The sequence below is a fragment of the Bradyrhizobium sp. P2_E8 genome (assembly GCF_056403875.1).
On the sequence record NZ_JBFUES010000935.1, the window covers coordinates 1 to 2,899 of the forward strand.

At 65.7% G+C, this 2,899-nt stretch carries 4 protein-coding genes; 2 read left to right on the forward strand and 2 right to left on the reverse strand.

Annotated features, from left to right (window positions below; genetic code table 11):
• The first annotated feature begins 51 nt into the window (after positions 1-51).
• A complete protein-coding gene (locus AC1D00_RS34555) occupies positions 52-882 on the forward strand; it encodes an enoyl-CoA hydratase (RefSeq protein ID WP_404552467.1) in 831 nt (276 codons plus the stop codon).
• Positions 883-1,084: 202 nt separating this feature from the next.
• Here the strand turns inward: AC1D00_RS34555 and AC1D00_RS34560 are convergent, their stop codons facing one another.
• Together AC1D00_RS34560 and AC1D00_RS34565 are read right to left on the reverse strand one after the other, a co-directional pair.
• Positions 1,085-1,708, reverse strand: a complete 624-nt coding sequence (locus AC1D00_RS34560; protein WP_477013766.1) for an N-acetyltransferase family protein — start codon at positions 1,706-1,708, stop codon at positions 1,085-1,087.
• 69 nt (positions 1,709-1,777) lie between these two features.
• Complete coding sequence (locus AC1D00_RS34565; protein WP_477013767.1) at positions 1,778-1,981, reverse strand: DUF1127 domain-containing protein; 204 nt, start codon at positions 1,979-1,981, stop codon at positions 1,778-1,780.
• Between the two features lie 110 nt (positions 1,982-2,091).
• Here AC1D00_RS34565 and AC1D00_RS34570 point away from each other — a divergent pair.
• On the forward strand, positions 2,092-2,899 hold an 808-nt coding region (locus AC1D00_RS34570; RefSeq protein ID WP_477013768.1), incomplete at its 3' end, for a transcriptional regulator GcvA.

Genomic DNA, 2,899 nt, shown 5'->3' on the forward strand with positions numbered 1-2,899 from the left:
GGATTGCTTCGTCGCTTCGCTCCTCGCAATGACGAATAGAGAGGGAGCGACATGACCACGGACACCACCGTCGACACCGGCACCAGTGAGCTCCTCTGCGTCATCCGCGACCGCGTCGCGGTGATCACGCTGAACCGGCCGGAGGCGCGCAATTCGCTGTCGGACACGCTGACGCCGGCGCTGCGCACGATGATCCGCACCTGCGCCGAGGATCCCAACGTCGGCGCGCTGCTGATCACCGGCGCGGGCGAAGCGTTCTGCGCCGGCGGCAACGTCAAGGGCATGGGCGCGCATCGCGATCCGAAGAAGCTGGAGATGTCGCTTGAGGATCGCATCACCGATCTCCAGGAGCGGCAGCGGCTGCTCACCGGCGCGCTGGTGTCGGTGCGCAAGCCCACGATCGCCGCGCTGCCGGGGCCGGCGGTCGGCGCGGGGCTTGCCATCGCCATGGCCTGCGACATCCGCATCGCCGCGCAATCCGCCTTCGTCGCCACCGGCTATGCCCGCATCGCGCTGAGCGGCGATTATGGCATCGCCTGGCTGTTGACCCGCCTCGTCGGCACCGCGCGGGCGCGCGAACTGATGTTCACCGGCGACAGGGTCGATGCCGAGCGTTGTGAAGCCATCGGCCTCGTCAACCGCGTCGTGCCCGACGACCGACTGCAAGCCGAAGCCTTCGCGCTGGCCAAATCGCTCGCCGAAGGCCCGCGCCAGGCGTTGCGCTACATGAAGGACAATCTCGACGAGGCCATCCAGTTCGATTTCGAGACCGCCCGCGACCACGAGGCCGAACGGCTGATCCGCCTCACCACGACCGCCGATCACAAGGAGGCGGTGCAGGCGTTCATCGAGAAGCGGAAAGCGGTGTTCACGGGGAAGTAGGGCGTCGCGGCGCCGTCATTCCGGGGCGATGCGCAGCATCGAGCCCGGAATCCATTGGCCCGCAAGACACGCGGTGAAATGGATTCCGGGTTCGCGCGACGCGCGCCCCGGAATGACGGCTTCGGAAGATCTACGCGCCAACGATTGCATAAGGCAAAAAAATGCCCGGCTCAGGTCGACCCGAGCCGGGCTTGCAGTCGTGTCAGGCCGAGGCTGAGGGGCTGTCGGCCTGACGGGAAAGGGCGGCGAGACGCCAGCTCGCGCAGGGAATGTCCTTCGGTGCGACCGCGATCTCCTTGTCGAAGCGCACCAGCTTCCAGTCATCGGGATGATTGACGAAGGCGAAGCCGGATTTGCGGGCGAGCGAGATCATGGTCTCGTTGGAGCGCAGCGTATCGCCGACCATGTGCTCGGCGCCCAGCGCGGCCGCGCGGCATTCGAGATTCTTCATGAGCGCGGTGGCGATGCCGTGGCCCTGCCARCGGTCGTCGACCGACAGCCCGAATTCGAGCGTCGAGGTCTCGACATGCAAAGCGTAGCGCGCTTCGGCGACGATGGTCTCGAAGCCGTCCACCATCTTGGTCGCGACCACGGTAAAGCGTTCGCGCGCGCCGACATCGAGGAACTCGCTCAGCAGGCCCTTCGGCAATTCGCTGATCGCGCCGAAGAAGCGGTTGTAGCGGGAGCGGGTCGTGAGCGAGCGGAAATAGTGCTGAAGCTCCTCGGTGTCGCGCGGCTCGACGAAGCGAACGTTGATCGCCTCGCCCTGCCGGGTGCGCAGGGCGTCCGAATATTGCTTCAGATCTTCCAGGCGAAGAGTGCTCATGACACGTGCCCTGCGGAAAGAGGGACCGCCGGCGCCCCTGTGATCAGGCGGCGCCGGCCTGGCGGCCAATCAGGCCCGCCAGAAGGGTTTGTCGGCCTCATGGGCGATGTCGGACCAGGACAGGCCGACGTCGTGCAGGTCGCGGGCCGTCCAGTTGGTCAGCTCGCGGCGGGTCCGGTAGCGCTCGTGCCAGACATGGAGCGTCTCGCCGATCTGCTGGATCAAGCCGGGTGCATGATGATTTGTCATCGAATTCTGGGTCAAGGTAGACATTTTCAGCTCCTGGAGCTAAGTTGACCGCTAATATCTGCGCTCCAGTGCGTTGCGACAAACGACAATTTGTACCTCTTCGCATGAAATAACGTCATGTATCCTGCTGCCAGATGACTGCCAGATTGCCCTCCCTGAACGGATTGCGGGCCTTTGAGGCCGCCGCGCGCCATCTCAGCTTCACGCTGGCGGCGACGGAGCTGAACGTGACGCAGACCGCGATCAGCCATCAGATCCGGCGATTGGAGGAGGAGCTCGGCATCCGCCTGTTCATCCGGCAGAACCGCGCGCTGGCGCTGACGCCGGAGGCGCGCGACTACCTGCCGGGGGTCCGCGCCGCCTTCAACGACCTCCGCCTCGCCACCGACCGCCTGCTGCGCAGGGACGACGACAAGGTGCTGACGCTCTCGACGCTGGCCTCGCTTGCCGCAAAATGGCTGCTGCCGCGGCTGACCGATTTCCAGGAGCAGCATCCCGGCATCGACGTCCGCATCACCACGTCGACCAGCCTCGTCGACTTCCAGCGCGACGATGTCGATGCCGCAATCCGCTATGGCCGCGGCCAGTGGCCGGGCCTGCGTGCCGACTGGCTGATGGCGGACGAGTTGTTTCCGGTGTGTAGTCCGTCGCTGTTGCGCGGCGACAAGCCGCTACAGCGTCCGGAGGATCTGCGAAATCATCCGCTGCTGCACACCTCCAACGCCAACAGCGACGACTGGCGGCTGTGGCTGACGGCGGCAGGCCTTCCGGCCGATATCGCCAAGCAGCCCGGCATCACCTTCGACATGATCTTCATGACCATCCAGGCTGCGATCGACGGCATCGGCGTGGCGATGGGGCGGACGTCCTACGTGCAGGACGACATCGCCAAAGGTCGCCTCGTCGTGCCCTTCAAGATCGCGCTGCCGGCCGATGCGGGCT

Excerpts from the sequence above, each read along its gene's own strand:
- AC1D00_RS34555 (WP_404552467.1), top strand. The coding sequence starts at position 52 with ATGACCACGGACACCACCGTCGACACCGGCACCAGTGAGCTCCTCTGC.
- AC1D00_RS34565 (WP_477013767.1), bottom strand. The coding sequence starts at position 1,981 with ATGTCTACCTTGACCCAGAATTCGATGACAAATCATCATGCACCCGGC.